The organism is Bacillus sp. FJAT-44742, from assembly GCF_002797315.1.
GTDB lineage: Bacteria > Bacillota > Bacilli > Bacillales > Marinococcaceae > Thalassorhabdus > Thalassorhabdus alkalitolerans.
On record NZ_KZ454936.1, the window covers coordinates 2,283,779 to 2,307,688 of the forward strand.

The window sequence follows — 23,910 nt, forward strand, 5'->3', positions numbered from 1 at the left end:
TCCTTAAAAAATATAAATAAATATAAAAAAGGCATGAGAGAAAATAGAGGCCAGATAAGCTATGGGTCAGAAGAGCACACTGCTCCCTGCCATCAGCATCTGGACATCTAACTTTTTCTCTCATGCCTGCTTTACCAGTAACACGGAATAAGTTCATCCACGTTTATTATTTAGTTCTTGAAAGCCTTTGCATATGAAGTGTTAAATAAACCGCTTCACTGTCAGGTATTGTTGTCTGTAAGGAATGCTGCATAATTTTTATCAACTTCCAGGACAAATTGTAGCACACAGGATATTCTTGCATCAACACCTTTTTTAAAGAATGGGGCTCTTCCTCATTGTAAGTATTATTTTGTATACGCTGAATAGCTTGGTGTAAATGTCTGATAAGTCGTTGGTGGTTCATATCCTTAGGATCCAGCTCGATATTTAGACTTTTTTCAATCACCTCTGTCAGATTAGACACCAGCTGCGTGTGTTTGTTAACATCTGATAACGAGCGATTAGAAACTGCACTATGCAGATGTAGCGTAACAAATCCGATTTCCCCTTTAGGAAGTGAAACCCCGAGGCACCTGTTCATATACTCAATAATTTCTTCAGCGGCTGCGTATTCTTTAGGGTAAGCAAGTTCAGTTTCTTGAAGGAAAGGATTCTTAATCTCCATTCCCTGCTGCAAACGGCGCACGGCAAAGAATAAGTGGTCTGTTAAACCAATGTGGATATGTTCATTTAGCTCGAACTTATATTGTTCTTTAACAAATGACATCGCTTCATTCATGCAGGCAATAAAGTCTTCACTTACCTCGTTTAAAAGCTGCTTATATTGCTCCTGCTCTTCTTCTCCATGCAAAATAAAAAACTTTTCTGCTTTTTCCTCTCCAACTGAGTCACCTGTTCTCTTTCCAAAACCAATTCCCTTGCCTGTCAAAATGACTTCTTCAAACTCTTCGTGCTCCGCAATGACGACATTGTTATTCAGAACTTTTAATACTTTCATCCTAAACCCTCTTTTACCCGTGTTTATCTCTTTGATCTTAAAGCTATGACACAGGGGTGTCAACAAAAAAACAAGTGCTTGTAAACACCGGTGAAGCGTTCTAAGCACTTGTTTGTCTTATTGTTTACATCCCAATGGTGTTATATCCCCCATCGACATGAAGCATTTCTCCTGTAATGCCCCGGGATAAGTCACTCATAAGAAATAAGGCTGTATCGCCTACTTCTTCCTGGGTGACCGCTCTTCGCAGTGGTGCCCGTTCTTCCATTTCCTTAATCACATCGTTAAATCCAGCGATTCCTTTGGCAGCCAGGGTACGGATAGGGCCTGCAGAGATAGAATTTACACGAATTCCATCTTTTCCAAGGTCGTTAGCCAGATATTTCACGCTTGCATCCAAAGAAGCTTTCGCTACTCCCATTACGTTATAATTTTTCACTACCTGCTCTCCGCCAAGGTACGTCATAGTAACAACTGATCCGCCTTCGCTCATCAAGTCAAGGTTTTTCACAGCTTTCATTACTCCAGTCAAGGAATAAGCGCTGATATTATGAGCTAGCAAAAACCCATCTCTCGTAGTATTTAAATAGTCTCCTTCAAGCTCTTCTTTGTTAGCAAAAGCAATACAGTGTGCGAGGCCGTGGATCACACCTACTTCCTCTTTGATCGTTTGAAAGGCTGATTCAATTGCTTCATCATCACTAATGTCACATGGCAGGACCACAGAGTCATCCCTCTCGAGGCTGTCAGCAAGCTGGCGAACGTTTCTCTCCAGGCGCTCTCCTGCATAAGTAAATACGAGGCGGGCTCCTGCTTTGGATAAGCTTTGGGCAATCCCCCATGCAATGCTTCTTTTATTTGCTACGCCCATCACAACATATGTACGTCCTTCTAAGGATAAATTCATTTTCTAACCCCTTTCTTCCTTTGTTATTTTCCCTTGTTCTTATTACCTGGTCATAAGAAAGTATAACATGTTTTTTTTCTTTATCCTACCAATCAAAGATTGCCCTGACGCAAAAAGATAAAGGACTATAGAGAGACTTTTCTTCCCCTAGCTTTTCATATAATGATTGATGTGACTCCTCAGAACGCTCCAGAAGGGCGCTGTCCCTGAGCAACGCTTCTGCTTCCTCGAGCTCTTCAGCTGTTGCTTTTCCCGCAGGAGTCGCCTCCTTTCGCTCCTTCGAATAATAGACAAGGAAATAGACCCGAACCTTATATAAGGATAGGCCTTCTATTGATTCAGTTCTCCTTTTTAAAAAGATGGTAACCGGCGCTACCCTCAAAGGGCCACTCTGATTGTAAAAAAAGAAAGAAAAAGGGCTGTTCCCAGCCCTTTAATCTTCGTAATCGCTTCTTCTCATCACTGTTTTTGGTATTTCTGTTCCTCTTGCCCCTCTTTCGTCCACCTCTTGATCTATCGGTGGGAACATCACCATAAAGCTTTCGGGCGGAAGAGTTGCCAGATGCTGGGGGAGATCCTCCAATACAGGACTCCACGCACTTGTTCCTCTTCTTCCGCTGATTAAAATAACAAGGGTATCTTTCTTTGTTTTCTGAAGGGGACCCTCCAGAACCTCTTCCCATGAATCAGCTTCTTCTATCTCAAAGGTAACTTGCGGTTCAGCTCCACTGATAATTCCCTCGAACCGCTTTTTCTTATCTTTCACGACAATTACTTCTATCTGAGCACTTAGTTGAGCTGCCAATCTCTTAATAGTAATTACTGATTCCATAAAGCCGCTTTGATGGTCACTACCAGGAGGAAAGAGGAGTACCAGCTTATTTACTGTATTAATTGGATGGGCAAACTTGGAAACAATCAGGTGCTGCTGAGTAAGGTCTAGAATCTGGTCAAGTTTTCGGCCAAACATTTTTGATTCCGTAGACGTTTCAGCCTTCCACTCAAGAAGAATCGTATCTATACTTTTCTCTTGTGAAGCCCGTTCAATACCGGCAGCTACATTGGCATCAACTGGGGTCAAAATTTGAACAGGCACCTCAGCTGCTGCCCCGTAAACAATGGCGTGACCAAGCATTTTCTCTGCTTCAGCGAGCCGTTTTGCATCTGGTTTCCCCTGATCCTGGACCACATGTAACGCATATACGTGCTCTGTGGAATGCTGCGTCCTTAATAAAAAGGCAAGATCGAGCAGTGCATCTGTGGTGGTTGTGGTGGTTTGGGAAAGTGGTATGAGCACTCTTCCGGCATCCTGCTTCGTACGTGAAAAGCTTACTTCCTCGTTTAAAGCCATTTGCCTGCCGTATTTTTCCACTACATATGGGCCAATCATACAAGTAATAAGAATCATAAAGATTACACCGTTTACGGTCGTCTGGTCAAACAGGCCCAGATCGTACCCGACAAGAGTAGCCGCAAGAGTGGCCGCTGCCTGTGGCACGGAAAGCCCAAACATTACTTTTTCCTCGGTTTTATTAAAATGAAATAATTTAGAGGAAAAATAGACAGCGAGCCATTTCCCTATAGGAAGGAGTAAAATCATCCCGCCGGCAAGAGCCCAGGACTCTGGCGACTCTATAAATAGGCGGACATCCATCAACATACCCACACTTAACAGGAAAAATGGAATAAATAGCGCATTTCCCACAAATTTGATTCGATTCATTAACGGACCATGCTCTAAGATGTACCTGTTTAAAGCCAGACCTGCCAGGAACGCCCCAATAATGGGTTCCAGCCCGGCAAATGTCGCCCCTGCTGCGCTGGCAAACAACATTGTCATCACAAAAATGTATTCTCTTGATCCTTCATGACTTGTTTTTCTAAAAAATATTTTAGATAAAAAGGGCAAAATAAGAAAAACAAGAGTGACATAGAGAATAATTGATACGAACAGAACCATCCAAAAAGCAGCATTAATCTGTCCTTGTGTCATTGCTGCAATAATAGCAAGAACAAGCATAGCTCCTGTATCTGTTATAACCACTCCACCCACCGTCGTGGTTATAGCTCTATTTTTTGTTATTCCCAGCCGGCTGGCTATCGGATAGGCAAGCAATGTATGAGAACCAAGAATAGATCCAAGCAGGACAGAAGCTGTTAGTGAATAACCCAATACCAGTGCCAGGACTAAGCCTAGAAAAAATGGGATAGCAAAGGAAAATGACCCGTAAATAACACTGTCCCTCCGATATTTCTGAAATCCTTCCAGGTCAATCTCCAGCCCCGCAATAAAAATGATATATAATAGTCCAACTGTACCGAGTAAAACAATTGTATTGTCTCTTTCAATAAGGCCGAGACCATTAGGGCCGATGATTACACCGGCAAGTATAAGGCCAATCAGGCCGGGAGTTCTTAATTTGTGCATCAGCATTGGAGCAAGCAAAAACGTCACCATAGCTAGAGCGAAAATTAAAACCGGATCGCCAATAGCTGTATACATGTTCCATCTCCTTTATAAAACATTTTTTCCCGCTAATCCCATCATGTTTTTGTTCTGTTTAAATAGGGAATGGGTCAATCTCATTACAACGGCAGCGCCCGCCTTCTAGTAGGTATGGCTGACGACTACCTCTGCAAAGATAACATTATCACATTATTGGTTTCTTGCCGTCAATGCAAAATGCGTGATATATAAAGCCTTTTTATACCATTGTAAGAGGAAAACGCTTAAATTATTCTGGAGGAGGAAAAACGATATGAAATTGGATTTTATAGGCGATATCCATGGATGTCTTCATGAATTAAAAGAAATGCTTTCGACGTTGAACTATAAGTACATTGATGGGAAGTGGACTCACCCTGATAACAGGAAACTCGTATTTATCGGTGACCTGACAGACCGGGGACCTGATTCAGTTGGTGTCATAGAGCTTGTTTTTTCTCTTACTGAAAATAATATCGCTTATTATGTCCCTGGCAATCACTGTGATAAGCTGTACCGGTACTTTTTAGGAAGGAATATAGTGATCAGCCACGGTCTAGAAACAACGGTTGAAGAATTAGAGAACCTTGACCGCAGAACGTACAAAAAGGTTCGTGCCCGCTTTATGAAGCTTTTTGAAGGCTCTCCTCTTTATCATGAGCTGGACGAGGGAAACATTGTAGCCGCCCATGCTGGAATCCGTGAAGATTATATTGGGCGTCATGATAAGAAGGTAAAAACCTTCGTCTTATACGGTGATATTACCGGGGAAAAAGAACCGAATGGATCTCCAGTGAGAAGAGATTGGGCAAAAAAGTATAATGGAAATTCCTGGATCGTTTACGGACACACTCCGGTTATAAAACCCCGAATGTTGAACCGAACGATCAATATAGACACAGGCTGCGTATTTGGAGGGGCCTTAACAGCCTTTAAGTACCCAGAGAAAGAACTCATCTCTGTCCCTTCCACCATGCCATTTGTACAGGAGAAGTTCCGAGAATTCGAAGAAAATGAACTCTAAAGGGTTGAAGTCAGTCCCCTGTTCATAGTATGGATGAAAGCCCATAATCCTTGAGAATGGACCATAATTGTGCGTTTTTAATCCTCTTTCCTCCTCTTCTGCAATTTCCAGTATTAAAAAAACAGGCTGTACTTTGCAGCCTGTTTTGTTAGTCAATGGCTTTCCATGCCTGGACAATGTCATGAGGAAGTGGTGCATGAACGTTTATTTTTTGAAAAGATATTGGATGAATCGTTGAATAATAACCCGAGTGAAGTGCCTGGCGCCGAATATAACGTTGAGAACCTCCGTACAGGTCATCACCAGCAAGAGGGTGACCGATATGAGACATATGCACCCTAATTTGGTGGGTTCGACCTGTCTCTAACGTAAGCTCAATCATGCTGGCGCTGCCTTTTTCCTTTATGACCTTATACGAGCTTTCTGCATAATCACCAGTGCTGATTACTGTTCTTTCAATCATGCTTCCTTCCCTGCGTCCAATAGGTGCAATGATCTGCCCTTTTTTCGGAATAACCCTGCCTTCAGCCACGGCAGTATACTCTCTCACTGACCATCCTTCCTTTTGAAAAAAAGAAAGCCTCTCATGAATATATTGATGCTTTGCTAACGTTACAATTCCGCTTGTATCTCTGTCTAAACGATTTACGGCATGAAAGGCCGATGGAATCTTTTGTTCTTTGTAATAATGAATGACAGCTTCAGCAAGAGAGCAGCCTCTCTCTCCTCTCCCCGGGATCGTTGCCATCCCCGCAGGCTTGTCAACAATGAGAAGATGTTCGTCCTCGTACAAAATAGAAAGTGGAAAGAAAAAGGGTTCAAGTTCTGCGGAAGGTTTCTCCAAAGGGAAGTACACCGTAACAGTATCTTCCGGGTTTAAAAAAGCCCGAACTGTTTCCTCTCTTCCGTTAACAAGCAGATTCCCTTCTTTTTTTATCGCTTTCAATGTACGCCCTGACATGCCGATCTCATGTCTTAAAAAGGAACGGAGAGTGCCTTCTTCAAAGGTAGAAGGCACTCTCCATATAGCTTTAGGCGAATTCATTTACCTCACCACTTTTATGTTAGTCGCCAATGAATGATTCCTTAACTCTTTTCCAGAAAGGAAATGGCCTGAAACGAGCAAAGCGAACTTTCTCTTCAGCTACCCGGCATTGAATGGATTTGACTTTGTTATCTACTAAGGTTGTATGATCAATTGTCAGCTGCAAATCTACATCGTTCAATGGGCGTAACAAGCAGGTATGGTGCTGCGGCAGTACCAGAGGAGAGCCTACAGTACGGTATACCCGGTTATTGATCGACGCCATCTCTGCTACTTGCATCGAAGCAAGGGAAGGATGCAAGATCGCTCCTCCTAGTGCTTTATTATAGGCTGTGCTTCCAGATGGAGTTGAAATACAAAGGCCATCCCCGCGAAAGGTTTCAAAATTTTCCCCTTTAATATCCACGTCGCATACTAAAGACCCTTCCATGGTTTGGACTGTACATTCATTAATCGCAAGATAGCGGTCAGATTGGGGCTGATTATAATGTCTCACAACAACCTCAAGTAAAGGGTATTCCACAATCTGAAACGGAGTCTTTGCAATATGGATGACAAGCTTTTCCACTTCCTCCGGCTTCCAGTCAGCATAAAATCCTAAATGACCGGTATGGACTCCGACAAAACACATTTCATCCAGCTTATCTTTATAGTGATGAAAAGCGTGAAGAAGGGTTCCATCACCGCCAACAGAAATAACAATTTCCGGATTCTCTTCATCATATACAAGGCCAAAATCATTCAAATAACTTTTTACTCTTTGCTGGAGGGCGTTTGATGTTTCATCCCCCCTGGAGGTTACCGTGTATCTCATGTTACCCGTCCCCTGTCCTTCCTTTAATAAACCAGAAACTGAATCCTGGTATTTTATCTTTGGTTCCTATTAGTCCTTTATATCCTGTGCTGATATTTGTATGGTGTATTTAAATTATGTAGACCCGCGCTGTTGAGATAATATTTGTTGAGCTTCACGGACTTCCCCCTGAATTTTGGACATCTCTTCATCGAGCTGGAAAGCCGCTTCAGCCGCTCGCTGAAGACGTCTCTTAATGTCTTCAGGGATCTCCCCGCTGTATTTGTAATTTAATGAATGTTCTATGGTGGCCCAAAAATTCATAGCCATCGTTCTCACTTGAATTTCCACCATGACATCCTTTTGTCCTTCAATAGTATGGACAGGGTAGTTTACCACCATGTGATAAGAGCGATACCCGCTTTCTTTCTTTTCTTTAATATAATCTCTTTCTTCAATTACTTTAAAATCCTTTCGCGCGTGAACAAGCGCGACAATCGTGTCAATATCGGTAACGAACTGGCAGACAATTCTTACACCGGCGATATCCTGCATTTCTTCCAGGCGATCCAGAGACATATTTTTTCTTTTTGCTTTATCAAGGATGCTGGTGATTGGCTTCACCCGCGCAGTAACAAATTCTATAGGCGTGTGCTGAGAAGACCTTTGATACTGTTCTCTCAAACCTTTTAGCTTTACTTTAAGCTCTTCCACAGCCTGCTTATAAGGAGACAAAAAGACTTCCCAGTTGCTCATTTGACCACCTGCTTCTTCTTACTTATTTAATTGAAAGGCGTTTTCAAAGGCCGCCACCATATCCTCTCCGTAGTTCCCATTACCTTCGATGTTATCAAGAAGATATTCCAATTCTTCTTTGAACTTTTCCAGTGTAATATTTTCTGGTCCTTCCAAAACAGCCGGAAGTCCTTTTTGATAGCCCTCATGTAATTGGGGCCACGTATGCTTTGGAAAACGAAGCTGGACAAACTGACCGTCAAGCTCCAAGATATAAACCAAAGCCAAGGCATCAGAGTCTGCAAGCATTCTTTCTCCGTCTTTCAGTTTTAACCACTCATCCTTTGGCCACTCTTCTATAGGAGTAAGTAATAGTTCATTTTCTTCAATTTTCACTTGCGTTATGGTAAGTACGTGCTGCTGCATGGTTTCACCTCATTATATTTCTATCACTAGTGCAGGACTAAGCCTGAACAATCCTGTATTCTCTTTCTATTTTACCACACCACGCCTTTTCAACTCTAACAGAAGGCTGTCACAAGCCAGTATCATTCAACAATATTCAGTCGGAGGCAGCATTTTAAAGAACAGCTTCTATCGAGCCTCTTTTTGGTCCCATCCTGAAGACATGTTATCTTATATTCAAGTAATTATTTTTCAGCATAAATAAAAGGAGAGAAACTATGGGTCAAGATATTGAAATTGAAGGAAAGAATCTGGTTACCAAAGATGAGTTTGAACGCTTGATGAAGGAATGGAACCTTTCTTATGATCAATTCACACGTCAACGCAACACCTATTTTGACACAGAAGATTTTCAAATAAAAGGGAAAAAAGCGGCTCTTCGCATCAGGGAGAAGAACAATCAATGGATGTTGACTCTTAAAGAACCCCACAAAGATGAACTTCTGGAAACAAATCAGCTGTTAACCGAAAAAGAAGCCGAAAGAGCAATTCAAACGGGACATATCCCCGAAGGAGAAGTTGAAAAACAATTAAACCTTTCTCTTTCCTTAACCGATATAAAAAAAGTAAACAACCTTGGCACACTGACTACATACCGTCTAGAGCTTCCTTATCAAAAGGGAGAGCTTGTATTTGACCACAGCACTTATTTGGATAAGGATGATTATGAACTGGAATTTGAAGGAACGAGTAGAGACCATGTCGACAAGGTACTGATGGCCATCTTAGATAAATATGACATCCCTAAAAGGGAAACACCAAACAAAATACAAAGGTTTTTTAATAGAAAAAGCGAATTAACAAAGAAAACGGAGTAGCTTTTCATTTAGGTTCATTTCTCCGAATCCTTTTCTTTGTTCCGTCCCATGCATTTGCTCTTATGTATACTTTAACGAGGTGAAAGTAATGAATATTTCATTTATTTCAGGTTCCATGTTTTTTGATGGGTCAGCAGGCCGGCAGAAGTCAATAAAAGATCCAGCTTTCCATACAGCATTTGACGCCCACATACAAAACCTGACAGAAGCAATACCTTCTTCGTTTTCAGAAGCCAGCTCTGTAAAGGAAGGGTTAGCTGACCGTTCGCTGTTTTTAACACCTGCAGCAGCTGAGCGTTTTCATGAAGCTGCAATGAAGCTTGCATCAAAAAGTAAAACTTCACCACCTGCAGAGGTTTCTCAGGGCTCGTCATCTTCAGAGAAGAAATCACTCTCTGCTTCTTCAAACTACAATCAATTAATTGAAGAGGCTGCCGAACGTTATAATCTGGATCCCCGCCTAATTTATTCGGTTATAAAGCATGAATCAAACTTCAATCCTAACGCCAAAAGTCATGCAGGAGCACAGGGTTTAATGCAGTTAATGCCGGGCACAGCAAAGTGGCTGAAAGTAAATGATCCATATGACCCTAAACAAAATATTGACGGGGGTGCAAGGTATTTAAAAGATATGCTGAACCGCTATAATGGCAATACCCGCCTGGCACTTGCAGCTTATAATGCAGGTCCGGGGAATGTAGACCGCTATAATGGTATTCCTCCTTTTAAAGAAACGCAGGCATACGTGCCTAAAGTTATGAACACCTTTCACTCGTTAGCTTAATAAAATGATATGTAAGCAGATCCAGCTTGTAACTGGATCTGCTTTTTTGTCTTCCTCCTTTGCTCCTCTCTCGTTCAGACCGTTATTTTAACCGTACAGCACAAGTTCGTTATATTTGCTGATATGAAGATGCATTGCTACAATAAAATTGTAAATGATTTGTCATTTTTCATATACCTTTCAATCATATCATTTACTTTTACAGAGCTTTTTTCTTGCAATCTATATTCCTTCCCGCTATCTTAAGTGAGAACGATTGTGGAAGAACAACAAGTATGGAAACCGTAAAAGGAGAAAACCTATGAAAGAAGAACAAAGCCCATTTGAAGGAATCGGCGGCCAAGAAACATTAAGCCGTCTTGTTGATACTTTTTATATACATGTGAAGAATCACCCTGAGCTGTCCCCTATCTTTCCTGAGGATTTAACAGAAACAGCCAGAAAACAAAAACAATTTTTAACCCAGTTTCTTGGCGGGCCGCCTTTATACACCGAAGAGCATGGACATCCAAGGCTGCGGGCAAGGCACATTCCATTTCCTATTACACCCTCTCGTGCGTCGGCATGGCTTTCCTGTATGAAATTGGCTATGGATGAAGTTGGTTTGGAAGGCCCGTTGCGTGAACACATTTTTGATCGATTAACTTTTACTGCACACCATATGGTCAATACACCTGAAGAATAGACAGAAAGGAGTGTGGACCATTGAAAAAAGAGGAGAAACAGGTTCAATGTGATGATTGGCTTGGCATATGCGGAATTTCTGCCGAAGAAGCTGAAGCGCTGAGAACTCCAAAAAAGAAAATAGAATTATACGTCTTTACAGACCCTCTTTGTCCAGAATGTTGGGCCTTTGAACCCACTCTAAAGAAATTCATCATTGAATTCGGCAGTTATTTTTCTATTCGTTTTTTCATTGCAAGTCAGCTCGAGTCGCGGGATTCTTATGATTCCAAACACAAGAAAAATCCTAAGAATTTAGCTTTAAGGTTTGAAGAAACGGCAGCAAGAACAGGGATGTCCTGTGACGGGGATGTCTGGCTGGAAAATCCTCTTGTCTCCTCTTATGTCCCTTCACTTGCCATTAAAGCTGCCGAGATGCAAGGAAGAACAAAAGCTGCCACTTTTAGTCGCAAACTGAGGGAAAAACTTTTTCTAGAAAAACAAAATGTGGCTGACGAAAAGGTTCTTTATGAGATCGCCAGAGCAACAGGACTGGACGAAAACAGCTTTCAATCTGACTTTCATTCAACCTGTGCCATCAAGGCGCTTCAGTGTGATATTAAAACGACAAGAGAAATGGAAGTAGACCGGGCTCCCACCTTTGTATTCTTTAATGAAAAAATTGAAGAAGCCGGCCTGAAGGTACCTGGCTCCTATCCATACGAAGTATATGTTGATATTCTCACTGAAATGCTGGGCTTTACGCCCAAAAGGGCAGACAAACTTCCTCTGGAGGATTTCTTAAAAAAGTTTCAATTCGTTGCAAGCAAAGAAGTTGCTGTTGTTTATGATCTTTCTCTCAAAGAGGCTGAATCCTGTTTGAAGAAATTGATGTTGAAACGAAAAGTGGAGCGGGTGCCAGTAAAGTACGGAACCTTTTGGAAATATTTGTCCTCTTAAGCTTTGAGGCAAAGTACAACATTTGCTTACAGCGTTACTTCATTTGCCATTTACAGTATCTTTTATTCCGCGAGCAGCGTTTCAGCTTGTAAAGCCCGCTGCTGCAGGACCTTGAACTGTGGTTTTTCACTGAAATCTACAAAATTTCACCTGGTAATTTATTATTTATTAACAATTAAGCCAACATGCCTTATGGTGCAATCTAATGTTTTTCACTTTTCAAAAAGGAATAGCCTTTCAGTCATGGACATATATTCAAGAATGAATGTCATGGCAAAGGGGAGGACAAAGTGCTGGCATTTGGTGTAGGAATCATTCTAATTATATTGAGCTTTTTCTTATTTATACTGGGGGTAATGCATTTTATCCCTGTTGCTGCAGGCAGCCTTGCTTTATTTTTTTCTATTCTTTTTACCGTCCACTGTTTAAATGAGCGCAATAAATTTAAGGGGATATCATAAAAAGGCACAGCTCGGGCTGTGCCTTTTATCATGGCTTATTTTTCTTTCATCTCTAAAAGCTTTTCCATTTCATTTAATGTGTCCTCAAACACACTCATCGCTTCTTTGATAGGTTCAGAGGACGTCATATCGACTCCCGCTTTTTTCAATACTTCAATAGGATAATCTGAGCTGCCCGATTTTAAAAATTCCAGATACCTTTCTACTGCTGGCTCTCCTTCTTCTAAAATTTGTTTAGATAAAGCTGTCGCTGCACTATAGCCAGTTGCATATTGATACACATAAAAATTCATATAGAAATGAGGGATTCTGGCCCATTCGAGTCCTATTTCCTCATCCAAAGTTATATCTTCTCCAAAATACTTTTCGTTTAACTTATAATAAGTCTCATTCAGCAAATCCGGGGTAAGAGGTTCACCATTTTTCCCTTTCTCATGAATAATTTGTTCAAATTCAGCAAACATAGTCTGGCGAAAGACTGTTCCTCTGAACCCTTCAAGGAAATGGTTTAACAAGTAAAGCTTTTTATCCTTGTCATCAATTGTCTTCAGAAGGTAATCATTAAGAAGGGCTTCATTTAATGTAGAAGCGACCTCGGCCACAAAAATGGTGTAATCAGAGTAAATGAACGGCTGGTTTTCTCTGCTGTAATAGCTGTGCAAAGAGTGACCTAATTCATGTGCAAGAGTAAACATGTTATTTACGTTATCCTGCCAGTTCATCAAAATATAAGGCATCGTTCCATACGCTCCGGAAGAATATGCTCCGCTTCTTTTCCCTTCATTTTCATACACATCAATCCAGCGGTTTTCAAAGCCTTCTTTTATCTTACTCACATACTCTTCCCCTAGAGGCTGAACACCGTTTACAACATGCTCCTTTGCCTCTTCGTAGCTGATTTTCATATCTACTCCCTTTACAAGCGGGGTGTATAAATCATAATTGTGTATCTCATCAAGCTGTAACACTTTCTTCCGTAGGCTTACGTACCTGTGAAGGAGGTGGAGATGTTCGTTTACTGTGTCAACCAGCTGGTCATAGACCACCTCTGGAATGTTATTATTACTTAACGCCGCCTGGCGTGCAGACTCATAATTACGGACGTTAGCATAAAATAAATTTCTTTTTACTTGTCCGCTTAACGTGCTGGCAAATGTATTTTTATACTTTCCATACGTCTCATAAACCGCTTTAAACGCATCTTTTCTTACACGGCGGTTTTCGCTTTCATAAAACGTCAGAAGCCGCCCATGTGTGACTTGGGTTTCTTCCCCGTTTTCATCATCAATGGAAGGGAATTTCAAATCAGCATTGTTTAACATGCCAAAGGTATTCCCTGGTGCGGAAGTTACTTCTGACGCTTGAGCCAAAATAGACTCTTCTGACTCATTTAATACGTGAGGACGGTTTTTATTGATCTCATCCAGTGCGTGAGCGTATACTTGCAATTCCTTTTTCTCTTCAAGAAAATTATTGATTTTATCCTCCGGTACGTTAAGAATCTCAGGGACAATAAAAGCCATAGCCTGCCCTGCTTGGGATGCAAGGCTTGATGCTCTTTCGTTTAAGCCTTGATAATAGGAATTCCCTGTATCTTCATCGCTACGCATATGAGCGTATGTATATAAACGTCCCAGCTTTTCAGCAATTTTATCCTGAAGGGCTAACAATCCGTATAACTGTTCTGCAGATTCTCCCGTTTTTCCTTTGTACTCTTGCAAGTCAGGCAGCAACTCTTTTATATGATTAAATTCTTTTTCCCACTCTTCATCGGTGGAAAAAATGTCTTCTAGGTTCCATGTTGTATCAATTGGAAGATCTTCCCGTTTCGGTAAGCTATTGTTCTTCTTCTCTTCACTCATTTAGCATCCTCCCACGCAATATATATTCTGTTTCCAATTTTAACGAATGATGAAAAGTTTCTCCAACAAAAATGTCTATTCCTTATAATCCTTCCCTTTAAAAAAGAAAGCTATGTTACCTTAATTATCATTTCAGATCCTTCCTAATAAATGAAAAAAATGCTTTCGATATCTTTACGTCTAAAAAATATCCTTCATCCAGAGATGATGGAAGGTACAAAGAACGTTTCTGCTTCCAAACCCCTTTTTCCACCTCCTCTACCAGCCCTGCTTTTTCTATAAACCTAATGTAGATATATAAGTATTCATCATGTCTGGTCAATAAGGGCATCACTCGTTTTTGAAATCCATTCTCCTCCATTCGTCCATTGAACTCCTGCCAAAGAGTCTTTTCCTTTATCGTCCTCCCTTCTTTTACACATGTGCTTAGAAAAAAAAGGAGCCAGCTCTGCCACCACAAAGGTTTGGTTATTAATTCCTCCTTGTTTACTATTGGCCAGCCCGCTTCCGCAGAAAACAAGCTGCTGTCTCTATAATGAGAAGCAAATAATTTATTCACTTCGTTATAGACTATTCCTTCGCGATTATTCTTACGACCATATCTCCATTGTTTTTTCACTTTCATCCAGGCAGAAAATAATATGGTCGGGGGCTCTGTTGGAACGGGCGGATTAAACAACTGGGAAAATGAAAGGTCTGTTTCATGGAGTAAGGTCTGCTGATAAAAGGTACGGCGTGAGGAAAGGCTAGTAAGAGGGAACAAAAAATGAAAGCGCTGCTGAGCAGGGGAATAGTAAATAAGAAAACGATGAGAAAGTGAGACGCTTTCTCTTAAGGGGATCCATTCAAATGAGTAGAGAGAGGTCATTCCTTCGAGGCTCATTGGGTGCCGGGACCGGAATCGCTGCAGGGAAAATATCCATAGAGGCCACACTCCCTCTTTTAGATAATCCCTTGTACGGTTTAAGCATTCCTCGTCTGTCATAGAAGCGCATTGGAATTCAATTGCTACGGGACGCGGGGAAAGGGGAAGATAAAGATCAGCTCGTCTTTTTGTAACGGGGAGAGTATGTTCTAGAAATACGGGTAAACCTTGCTTTTTCAGCCAATAATATAGGCGTTGTTTTCCTGCAAGATGCTCTTCTGTTTCGGGTTCGTTTTGAGAAGAGCATAACGAAGAAATTTTATGGGCAAAATGCCACTGGCGTTTGGACCCTTTTTTTAAAATAACCTCACTGCTGCATGAAGGACAAAACAGCAAGCTGGCATTTTGGGCTTCTTCTCTTTGATAAGAATGTAACAAGGAAATGGTAGAGCCATTACTTTTTTTAGCTACGAACATAAAACACCTCCAATGAATATTCATTTCACCAGAAGGAAGAGGAATTCCTGCTCTGTAGATTAAGTTGGTATGGTTTACGAAAGGAGAATCTCGATGCATCAATTTAATAATGGGGACAAAGCTTATGTTATTTACCGCAACCCTCACACTCAAAATGTAGCAACCATTCAGGAAGCAGTCATTACTGAAAGCCCGGAAAACAATGAAGAGCTGTCATTATTTCTACTGGATACCCACTATCCTCTTCAGGATGATTATGCAATATATACAACGTATGAAGAAGCAGTAAAGATGTACAATTATTATTTCGAAGACAACGAACAAAGTGAAATGTAAAAAGGAGAGGATGGATGATGAAACCTTTTTATCCCCAGCTTGTATACATTGAGCCAAGAGCCTTAGAATACCCACTTGGCAGGGAATTAAAAGCCAAATTTGAAAAGGAAGGAGTAGAAATTCGGCAAACAACCTCTCATAACCAAGTTAGAAACCTGCCAGGAGATACTCACTTACAAAAGTACCGCAAAGCCAAATCAACCTTGGTTGTAGGTGTCCGAAAAACTCTATCCTTTGATTCATCCAAGCCCTCTGCTGAGTATGCTATTCCCTTAGCCACTGGCTGTATGGGACATTGTCATTATTGTTATCTTCAAACAACAATGGGAAGCAAACCTTATATTCGTACCTATGTTAACATAGAAGAAATTTTTGAAGCAGCAGATAAGTATGTAGAAGAAAGAGCCCCGGAAATAACCAGGTTTGAGGCTTCCTGTACATCTGATATCGTCGGAATCGACCACCTTACACACACGCTTAAAAAGACAATAGAGCATATTGGGCAATCAGAACATGCCCTGCTTCGATTTGTGACCAAATTCCATCATGTCGATCATCTTCTTGATGCCAATCATAACGGCCGGACAAGATTTCGATTCAGCATTAATGCTCCTTTTGTCATTAAAAACTTTGAACCAGGCACCTCACCATTAGACTTACGAATTGAAGCGGCCGCAAAGGTAGCAAAGGCTGGCTTCCCTCTTGGCTTTATCATAGCACCTATTTACATCCATGAAGGATGGGAAGATGGATACCTTGGAATGCTTCAACACCTAAGTGAAACATTACCTCCTTCCGCCGCGGATGATCTTACCTTTGAATTAATACAGCATCGGTTTACGAAGCCGGCAAAGCGAGTCATTGAACAAAATTATCCGATGACCAAGCTAGAATTAGAAGAAGAAAAAAGAAAGTATAAATGGGGACGATACGGGATAGGTAAATATGTGTATCAGACAGATGAACAAGAAAAAATAAAAGAATTCTTTTCCAAACACCTCTCTGAGTATTTCCCTGCAGCAAAGATAGAGTATTTCACGTAAACGCGCTCTTTTTTAGCTTTGCTGCCTTTAGTAGTTGATTTTCCTTAAAAGGTGCTTACTTGCACCTAACGTACAAGTGTAATATCCATTCATTTTTTTACATTGTCATTCACGATGTCTTCTAGCTTAGGCATGACCTCAACTTCCTCGAAAAACACTTTGCGGGACCTTCGGCTCCTACTACTTCCGAAGCTCTCGCGCTTTCTTTTACAAAGAAATGACTTATAAAAGGCTATTCGCCTATAACAGAGTCCTATAATAAAGGAGAAAGAAGCCTGGACGTTGATTCTACGACTCTTGTCACAAGTGGCCTCTTTTGAAACTCTGGCAGCATGATCCGTGTGGAATGCTCCAAGTCATAAATATAATCTCCAACCAGAGTGGTTACACTTTTTGTCCGGTAAAGGAAGGCATTTACTTCAAAATTTAAATGAAAGCTTCTCATGTCCATATTTGCTGTGCCTAAAGAGGCAATCTCATGATCGACAATCATAATTTTACTGTGCATAAAGCCACGATCGTATTCATAAATTTTCACCCCTGCGTCCATTAGTTCAGGAAAATAAGAACGCGATGCATAAAATACAATCCTTTTATCTGGTTTTGCAGGCATTAACAACCTGACATCAATTCCGCTCAATGCAGCAATCTTTAATGCAGACAAGATATCATCATCAGGGATAAAGTAAGGGGAAGCAATCCAAATTGATTTTTTTGCAGAGGTAATCATAGAAAAAAACAGTTTTTTAATGACTTCCCACTTTGTATCCGGACCGCTTGCGATCATTTGCACGCCACCATCTTGTTTTCCCTCTGGAAGAGCCGGTGACAGGTACTGCGGTTCTAAAAGCGCTTTGCCTGTCGAATAGTACCAATCCCGCAGAAATATTAATTGAAGAGTTCGGACCGCTTCTCCTTGCACCATTAAATGGGTATCCCGCCAGATCCCAAAGTACTTATTCCTTCCCATATATTCATCCCCAATATTGAGCCCCCCGACATATGCAAGCTGACCGTCAATAATGATAATTTTCCTGTGGTTACGGTAATTTACTTGATGTGTGATCAGAGGGAGTCTGACAGGAGCAAAAGGAACCATTTCTACTCCTGCATTTTTTAACTCTTTAATATACTTTTTTGACAGCTTCCAGCAGCCAACTGCATCAAACAAAAAACGAACCTTTACCCCTTCTTCGGCTTTCTGGATAAGTATCTCCTTGATCTCCTGGCCCAGCTTGTCATCTCTTACAATATAATACACTAAATGAATGTGATCTTTAGCCATTTTTAATGTTTGGGTAATGTGAGTGAAGGTTTCTTTTCCGTCAGTCAGCACTTTCGTATTTGTATTGAAATTTATTGGATTATTTCCTATTCGATGAGCCAGACGAAATAACTGTTCCTGCCTTCCCATTTTTCTAATTTCCCCTTCATCTAAATAGCGGCTTTGTTCTATTTTTTCAAATGCCTGCTCTTGAAGGGCTGCTTGTTTCGTTAAGTTTTTGTTTTTGCGATGATTTTGCCCAAACAGTAAATAAAAAATAAACCCGACAACAGGGAACACACCTAAGACGATCAGCCAGGTCAATGTCTTCGTTGGATTTCTGTTCTCCAGAAAAATAACAATCGCTATAAAAATGACTGACAAAGTAAAAAGAAGGGTGATGGCTCCTACAATCCAGCCATCCCATAAGTCCCGGCTTATATAAAAAACAGTAACCAATAGTAATAAAAAGACGACAATATTAAAACGGTTTTTCATGGCCATTTCTCCAATTCCTAAGCTGTTATTTTATGTATGAGATATATACTTCTTTCCACTTCCTTTTCTTCCTCATTCCCTATTTATATGCTGTTCAAAAGCAAAGTCTCTCTTGCTCTCTTTCAGGAACGCGCAAAAAAAGCCGGTTCCTTAATGGAACCGGCTTTAAAAAGGCACGATTTCTCTTGATTATGAAAAGTTATCTTTTATAACCTGCAAACCGTTTTCTTCTACAATAGTCTTACCATACTCTCTAATACGGTATATCGACACATCAGACTCTTCTCCATATTCGAGCACCCGGCTTAGCATATCATCCTGTTCATCTTCTGTGTAGTGATTATCAAAGAGAAGATACAAGTAATAGGAGCCTTGGAAGTGGTATACTTCATTTTTCACGTACGATGCATCAAAGGATTGACTTAGTGATATCAAATCCTCTAAATCCTTAAATTCAATAACAAGTTCGAGTTCTTCATCCTGGTTTTGACTATATTGGCGATTCTTTTGGGAAGAACGGAACTGTTCATCCAGCATATCAACAATGTTATCATCCACCGGCATGTCTTCACCTTTATCCTGAGTGACAGGAATTTCCAGTTTAACATTACCATCAGAAATCTGGCCTCTAGTTACTACTACTTCAAGTCCTTTCTCTAGAGCCTGGATCTGGATCCAAAGGGGACCTTCTATTTCAAATGAATCTTGATGATCCGTTGCTTCATTCATCATTTCAAAAAAGAGCTCTTCTCCACGTTCTCTGTTATACCAGATTTCATCTCTGTCAAAACCTCTATCTTCAATGTCACGATACGTGATATAAAACTTAATTGTGGAGTCATTAATTCTTTCGATTTCCATGATTCTCTCCCTCCTACTAGGTAAGGTCGAATGCTTTTCTCCAAGATATCTTTAGTACGGCTATACCCAGTGCAAAGCATCTATAATCTTATCGTTCATTATATTAATTATTTTATACGATAAGACAATTGTTGTTAAGGCTGGTGCTCATCCCTTACTGTTTTTCGTTTATGATGGGAGCGGAGCGAATCAAGAGAATGGGTCGTGTAAACCTTTTATTAAATCATTATTTTCAAGGAAAGCGCGTGCATTGTCAAGAATTATTTTGAAAATTATAATTACAACAACAATTATTCCCTTCCTACATATATTATAACATTTCTTCAACTCGTTTCGGTATAGAAAAACACACTTTTCTTCACCTATATGCTTCATTGTTTGAAGGATTGCCAAACTTTGTTCTATTTATGTAAATAGTATGTAAATGAGAAAAAGCTTCTACAATTGATAAGTAGAAGCTTTTTCTTTTTATACATTAATTCACCATTTTCTGTGCTTCTAATAAGTTAAAAGTACGAACTTTTCTCGGTAGAAAACGGCGAATTTCCGCTTCATTGTATCCAACCTGCAAACGTTTTTCATCAAAAATAATCGGCCGTCTCAGTAACCCTGGATGTTCACTGATTAATTCGAATAATTGCTGCAAAGGCATGGATTCAAGCTCAACTTCTAGTTCTTGGAACACCTTGGATCTTTTAGATACAATTTCGTCGGTTCCATCTTCTGTCATTCGAACGACTTCTTTAACTTCATCCACGGTAAGAGGAGATGCAAATACGTTTCTCTCTTCATATGGAATATTATGTTCTTCCAGCCACGCTCTTGCCTTCCGGCATGATGTGCAGCTTGGAGATGTGAGCAAGGTTACCATTGGTTGAAACCTCTCCCTTCAAAGAAACGATATATTATATTAAATAGTTTTCCACGGTAGTTCTTCATCTTTACAAATATAATTATACAATAATTATTCTAATTTGGGTACATTTTTTAAAGATATTCGTTTTTTTTGACATACTTACATAATTCACAGCTTACTGATACGCACAATCTTTATATACCTTTTCTAAATTCTCAATAAACCTTTTTTTATTTTTTATAATAAAGACTTTGCTTTTTTTACATTTTGTGGTTGATATTCAGTAAAAGATGCTCGCATGTACCAATCTCACAGCTTCCTCGGAAAAAAGAAAACTCCTTACGCTTTTACCTACAATCAAATTTCTTATAGTAATAAACATTGAACTTTAACAGAGCTATAATAAAAAAGAAAACCGCAGTGGATAGCGGCTTTCTATTATGGTTCAGGCAGATGTCTTTGTTGGCTGGGCAGGGCCTCTTTCAGGCTGAGGCAGTCTATTAAGATCCTTTAAATTCTTCCTCAGCATATCACGAAGGACCTCTCTTTTATTTTTGCGTTTCAGCTTTTGTTTGTTTTTCATTATTTCTCCCTCCTTGTGAAAGAGATGTTCAGAATACACTTTGCTTGATTGACAACCAATATTAGAACATGCTCTGACAAAAAGAGGATGGTACCTTGAAACCATAGAGGATGAGCAGTTCTAAACTTCTTCTTTCTTCCGTTCTGATGCCTTTTCAGTGTAAGTCAGAACTTCATCAACATCCTGATAGGATTCTCCATATAACTGCTGGTCCTTGTACGTATGAATGTTTTCATAAGTGTGCTTCATCTTCTCATAAATGGTTTCCTCTGATTCATTCCCTGGAGACCAATATAAAATCTCTAACGTGTTCACTTCTTTAGTTGCTAAGGAACGGCGGCTATAGCCTATCGACTTTGCATGTTTAAACCCTTCCCGCTGATAAAAACGAAGTCTTTTTTCACTATCTGTGTCTTCGTAGTCTAGTGGCTCTACTTCAAGTATAATTGGTTTTCCTTTTTTCTTCAACTTATCTATAAGCTTATGGCCCAAGCCTTGTCCCCGGCTTTTCTTCGAAACAAATAGATAGTCAATGAAGACAAAGTCTTCTGTTTCCACATACATAATGACATGATGAGGGCCTTCATCTTTACGGTAAATGTCACCTTTTTCTTTTAAAAGCAGCTCCATATGCTCCTTCGACTTCATTTCTTCTATAGGGAAATACTGGTTCAGCTTTTCGTACCAATTCATATGGTTACTATAACCTCCATTTGTCTTCTCCACTACATTATACGAGAATTCTGATTATTTTGGAACCACCTGACTTTAGTTTCCGCACCCTTCCACCTTTTATCCATACTGCACCAAAGTCATTATTCTCCCTAAGGTCTTTTTTACAGAATACTATATGTAACCTAATGTAGCCATTAAAAAAGACGCCTCATTCCTGTCACGAGTATTGGACTGGAATAAGACATCCTTTTTGTTTTAATCTAATGGAGTGTAATCTACCCCTTCGGTATAATTATTACTTGCATTCCACAGCAGGAATTCATCAATGCCATTTTCGTTTAAGGCCCTGATTTGAGCTTCCACCTCTTCTACTCCATAAGGGATATAGTTACCGGCCCCAAGGTAGCTCGCTGTGAAGTCCTGAATCCAAGGTCTTGATACCGGTGGGTCATCAAGCTGTCCCAGCACTTCATTTTCTACTTGAGCATAGGCATCGGTCAGTTCGTATGGGTACAAGTCCGGCTTGTCTAATCCAAAGTGAGGAGTCCAGTGACTCGGATAAATCATAGAAGAAATAACATCTACATTTTCTGAAATTTTAACGATATTCTGTCCAATGCCGGGAGCGTTTTCCACTGTAAATGCATAACCAAAAACATCAACCGAAACATCTACATCATAGGCGCCTCCTAGCCTCTCCCTGGCATGTGCCACAAAGTCGGATACAGCATCCACTCTCGCTTCCACATCATCATCACTGTCAGCGTAATTTCCATGGTCATAATCTAACACATCGTACCTGTTTTCAAATCCTTCCGGAAAACGCACATAGTCAAACTGAATTTCCTGGAAACCCAGCTGGGCTGCTTTTTCAGCAATGTCAATGTTATAATCCCAAACTTCTTCAACAAACGGGTTCACAAAGGCTTCTCCTCTGTTATTTTTCCATACTTCCCCATCTTGAGTGAAAGACCATTCCGGTCTTTCTTCTGCTAGTACAGTATCTTTAAAAACAACCACACGAGCTATCGGATATATTTCATGTTCTTCGAGGGTAGCCATCATTTCCTCAGGGTCATTAATCCATTCCTGGCTGATATCCATGTACGGAGAATCTTCGTTTGGCCTGAATGTCAGGTGGCCATGATCATCCTTGACATCAATAACCATCGCGTTTAGCTCCGTTTCGTTTGTCAATTCAATAAGTTCATTAAACTTGGAGCCACCTGCTGAGTGTCCGGTTACAAACGTCCCTCGAACTGCATCTGGATATTCAAAGGTGTAACCGGACTCATAACGAAAACGCAGCATTCTTTCTGGCAATTCTCTTTCTTTTGCTTCTGATACTTTATGACTATGCTGTCCAACGTCAGACGTTTCTTCAGCTTTTGCAGATTCAGGAGAGATAAACAACACGGTAGACAACAATGCTGTCCCTGCTCCTATAGCATATTTTTTCATTTTCACACTGCCCCTTTTATGTATAGTTCACATTCTGATTCCTAATTTCCTGACAAATATTTGGAATAAATATCATTTTCAATATACTTTCTTCCAAAATTATACTACGCTCAAGATTGCATACCAATAGATTTAGGGAAAAATTTCATTTCTTTTCCAACTTTCTTTGTTACTCCTCCCGCGATATGTCATTATCTCCCTTCTCTCGCAATTTTTTATTATTTCTCGTCGCAAGGTTTGTTTTCCCTGTCTATATTGAAGAAAACCAGTAAAATGCAATTTAAATTGTGACGAATACCTTGTATATATTGTGACTAAGATAATATAGGCAGCGGTAAACTAAAACGTTTAAATTTCACTTGCAAGTATGTTTGGAAATCGTTATAATAGTAAAAATATATTTAGAAGAGACTAAAAGTATAGGAGGGATTTTGGTATGAGACAAGTAACGCTATTACAAATATTTAATCACCCGATTGCCCAAAAATATGTAAAGCGAGCTGGTCTGGCCCATGCCATTTCTGCCTCCTATCACGCATTTCGTCTTTCTCACGAATACGGAGTGAATCCCGACCTTGCTGCAAAAGCAGCCTTCCTTCATGATATGGGGCATTATACGTGGTATAAAAATGGAGAGTGGGACTTTAATTTATATAAAGAAAATGACATTCACGCCATCAAGGGAGCTGAACGGGCTCATAAATTATTAGTGAGGCTTGGTGAAGACCGGCGTTTTGCAAAAGAGATTGCATTAGCAATTCTGCTTCACACAGACTCTTATCTGCCTGAAGCCGATTTAAACCGAAGTAACCTTCAGCGAGTCGTCGCACTCGCAGATGAAATGGACGAGGAACCAAACGGACGTCACCATTACCGCCGCATTTCCGAAGAAAAGGCTTATGAAAAGCTGAAACAGCTGGATGGAATGATTGAGAAAGCTCTTTATGAAAGAAAGCTTAAAGAATCGGTGTAGCTTTACCAAATATCGG

At 40.3% G+C, this 23,910-nt stretch carries 23 protein-coding genes; 8 read left to right on the plus strand and 15 right to left on the minus strand.

Annotated elements, in window-relative coordinates:
- Positions 1-166: 166 nt before the first annotated feature.
- The 3 genes from glcT to CEF17_RS11395 form a co-directional block, all read right to left on the minus strand.
- Positions 167-1,000, minus strand: coding sequence for a glucose PTS transporter transcription antiterminator GlcT (gene glcT / locus CEF17_RS11380; RefSeq protein ID WP_100399629.1), 834 nt, complete (start codon positions 998-1,000; stop codon positions 167-169).
- Positions 1,001-1,124: 124 nt separating this feature from the next.
- Positions 1,125-1,907 (minus strand): enoyl-ACP reductase FabI, encoded by a 783-nt coding sequence (gene fabI, locus CEF17_RS11385; RefSeq protein ID WP_100399630.1) that lies wholly within the window; start codon positions 1,905-1,907, stop codon positions 1,125-1,127.
- Between the two features lie 433 nt (positions 1,908-2,340).
- A complete protein-coding gene (locus CEF17_RS11395; protein ID WP_100399632.1) occupies positions 2,341-4,410 on the minus strand; it encodes a cation:proton antiporter in 2,070 nt (689 codons plus the stop codon).
- A gap of 256 nt (positions 4,411-4,666) precedes the next feature.
- Between CEF17_RS11395 and prpE the strand changes: the two genes are divergently transcribed.
- A complete protein-coding gene (gene prpE, locus CEF17_RS11400) occupies positions 4,667-5,416 on the plus strand; it encodes a bis(5'-nucleosyl)-tetraphosphatase PrpE (RefSeq protein ID WP_100399633.1) in 750 nt (249 codons plus the stop codon).
- A gap of 148 nt (positions 5,417-5,564) precedes the next feature.
- On the opposite strand, the gene CEF17_RS11405 is transcribed toward prpE, so the two are convergent.
- From CEF17_RS11405 to CEF17_RS11420, 4 genes are all read right to left on the minus strand, one after another.
- Positions 5,565-6,461: an RluA family pseudouridine synthase gene (locus tag CEF17_RS11405; protein WP_100399634.1), complete on the minus strand. Its 897-nt coding sequence runs from the start codon at positions 6,459-6,461 to the stop codon at positions 5,565-5,567.
- 19 nt (positions 6,462-6,480) lie between these two features.
- Positions 6,481-7,275, minus strand: coding sequence for an NAD kinase (locus CEF17_RS11410; protein WP_100399635.1), 795 nt, complete (start codon positions 7,273-7,275; stop codon positions 6,481-6,483).
- A 114-nt stretch (positions 7,276-7,389) separates the two neighbouring features.
- The gene (locus CEF17_RS11415) at positions 7,390-8,010 is read right to left on the minus strand and encodes a GTP diphosphokinase (protein ID WP_100399636.1); all 621 of its coding nucleotides are present in this window, start codon (positions 8,008-8,010) and stop codon (positions 7,390-7,392) included.
- An 18-nt stretch (positions 8,011-8,028) separates the two neighbouring features.
- Positions 8,029-8,415 (minus strand): UPF0738 family protein, encoded by a 387-nt coding sequence (locus CEF17_RS11420; protein WP_100399637.1) that lies wholly within the window; start codon positions 8,413-8,415, stop codon positions 8,029-8,031.
- A gap of 257 nt (positions 8,416-8,672) precedes the next feature.
- Between CEF17_RS11420 and CEF17_RS11425 the strand changes: the two genes are divergently transcribed.
- The 4 genes from CEF17_RS11425 (at position 8,673) to CEF17_RS11440 (ending at position 11,679) form a co-directional block, all read left to right on the plus strand.
- Positions 8,673-9,272, plus strand: coding sequence for a CYTH domain-containing protein (locus tag CEF17_RS11425; RefSeq protein ID WP_100399638.1), 600 nt, complete (start codon positions 8,673-8,675; stop codon positions 9,270-9,272).
- A gap of 88 nt (positions 9,273-9,360) precedes the next feature.
- Entirely contained in the window at positions 9,361-10,056 is a 696-nt protein-coding gene (locus CEF17_RS11430) for a lytic transglycosylase domain-containing protein (RefSeq protein ID WP_198508953.1), read from the plus strand.
- Between the two features lie 301 nt (positions 10,057-10,357).
- The gene (locus CEF17_RS11435) at positions 10,358-10,741 is read left to right on the plus strand and encodes a globin domain-containing protein (protein ID WP_100399639.1); all 384 of its coding nucleotides are present in this window, start codon (positions 10,358-10,360) and stop codon (positions 10,739-10,741) included.
- A 20-nt stretch (positions 10,742-10,761) separates the two neighbouring features.
- Positions 10,762-11,679 carry a ClpXP adapter SpxH family protein gene (locus tag CEF17_RS11440; RefSeq protein ID WP_100399640.1) on the plus strand — a complete coding sequence of 306 codons (918 nt, stop codon included), beginning with the start codon at positions 10,762-10,764 and terminating at the stop codon, positions 11,677-11,679.
- Positions 11,680-12,175: 496 nt separating this feature from the next.
- On the opposite strand, the gene pepF is transcribed toward CEF17_RS11440, so the two are convergent.
- Both pepF and CEF17_RS11450 read right to left on the minus strand, forming a co-directional pair.
- The gene (pepF, locus tag CEF17_RS11445; RefSeq protein ID WP_100399641.1) at positions 12,176-14,002 is read right to left on the minus strand and encodes an oligoendopeptidase F; all 1,827 of its coding nucleotides are present in this window, start codon (positions 14,000-14,002) and stop codon (positions 12,176-12,178) included.
- A gap of 127 nt (positions 14,003-14,129) precedes the next feature.
- Positions 14,130-15,344: a competence protein CoiA gene (locus CEF17_RS11450; protein ID WP_157843016.1), complete on the minus strand. Its 1,215-nt coding sequence runs from the start codon at positions 15,342-15,344 to the stop codon at positions 14,130-14,132.
- Positions 15,345-15,437: 93 nt separating this feature from the next.
- On the opposite strand from CEF17_RS11450, the gene CEF17_RS11455 reads away from it, so the two are divergent.
- Both CEF17_RS11455 and splB read left to right on the plus strand, forming a co-directional pair.
- The gene (locus CEF17_RS11455) at positions 15,438-15,680 is read left to right on the plus strand and encodes a transcriptional regulator SplA domain-containing protein (protein WP_100399643.1); all 243 of its coding nucleotides are present in this window, start codon (positions 15,438-15,440) and stop codon (positions 15,678-15,680) included.
- 14 nt (positions 15,681-15,694) lie between these two features.
- Complete coding sequence (gene splB / locus CEF17_RS11460) at positions 15,695-16,723, plus strand: spore photoproduct lyase (protein WP_100399644.1); 1,029 nt, start codon at positions 15,695-15,697, stop codon at positions 16,721-16,723.
- Positions 16,724-16,976: 253 nt separating this feature from the next.
- Here splB and cls read toward each other — a convergent pair whose 3' ends face one another.
- The 6 genes from cls to CEF17_RS11485 form a co-directional block, all read right to left on the minus strand.
- Complete coding sequence (cls, locus tag CEF17_RS11465; protein ID WP_100399645.1) at positions 16,977-18,485, minus strand: cardiolipin synthase; 1,509 nt, start codon at positions 18,483-18,485, stop codon at positions 16,977-16,979.
- Between the two features lie 189 nt (positions 18,486-18,674).
- Entirely contained in the window at positions 18,675-19,346 is a 672-nt protein-coding gene (gene mecA / locus CEF17_RS11470; protein ID WP_100399646.1) for an adaptor protein MecA, read from the minus strand.
- Between the two features lie 475 nt (positions 19,347-19,821).
- Positions 19,822-20,217, minus strand: coding sequence for a transcriptional regulator SpxA (spxA, locus tag CEF17_RS11475; RefSeq protein ID WP_100399647.1), 396 nt, complete (start codon positions 20,215-20,217; stop codon positions 19,822-19,824).
- Between the two features lie 430 nt (positions 20,218-20,647).
- Positions 20,648-20,785 (minus strand): hypothetical protein, encoded by a 138-nt coding sequence (locus CEF17_RS20395; RefSeq protein WP_198153376.1) that lies wholly within the window; start codon positions 20,783-20,785, stop codon positions 20,648-20,650.
- Between the two features lie 120 nt (positions 20,786-20,905).
- A complete protein-coding gene (locus tag CEF17_RS11480) occupies positions 20,906-21,478 on the minus strand; it encodes a GNAT family N-acetyltransferase (protein ID WP_054634925.1) in 573 nt (190 codons plus the stop codon).
- A gap of 237 nt (positions 21,479-21,715) precedes the next feature.
- Positions 21,716-22,921, minus strand: a complete 1,206-nt coding sequence (locus CEF17_RS11485) for a putative glycoside hydrolase (RefSeq protein ID WP_100399648.1) — start codon at positions 22,919-22,921, stop codon at positions 21,716-21,718.
- A gap of 436 nt (positions 22,922-23,357) precedes the next feature.
- On the opposite strand from CEF17_RS11485, the gene CEF17_RS11490 reads away from it, so the two are divergent.
- Complete coding sequence (locus tag CEF17_RS11490; RefSeq protein ID WP_100399649.1) at positions 23,358-23,894, plus strand: HD domain-containing protein; 537 nt, start codon at positions 23,358-23,360, stop codon at positions 23,892-23,894.
- Positions 23,895-23,910: the final 16 nt, after the last annotated feature.